1 protein-coding gene is annotated in these 261 nt (G+C 64.0%); it reads left to right on the forward strand.

Annotated features, from left to right (window positions below):
- The coding region (locus AB4Y43_RS40595; protein WP_368730305.1) for a divalent metal cation transporter at nt 1–261 on the forward strand (261 nt) is incomplete at both ends.

Consider the following 261-nt stretch of genomic DNA (forward strand, 5'->3'; position numbering starts at 1 on the left):
CCGAGTTCGGCAACTTCACCGACGCGGGTGGCGTGATTGCGGGTCTGCACAAGTACGTCGGCCAGACCTCGGCCACGATCTTCGCCGTGGCGCTGCTCGACGCGTCGATCATTGGCGCCGCCGCCGTTTCGCTCTCGACGGCCTATGCGATTGGCGATGTCTTCAAGGTCAAGCACTCGCTGCACCGCAGCGTGCTCGACGCGAAGGGTTTCTATCTTGTCTACTTCGGCATCATCGCGCTCGCGGCGGCCCTCGTGCTGA

It is taken from the genome of Paraburkholderia sp. BR10872, from assembly GCF_040965835.1.
Taxonomy (GTDB): domain Bacteria; phylum Pseudomonadota; class Gammaproteobacteria; order Burkholderiales; family Burkholderiaceae; genus Paraburkholderia; species Paraburkholderia nodosa_A.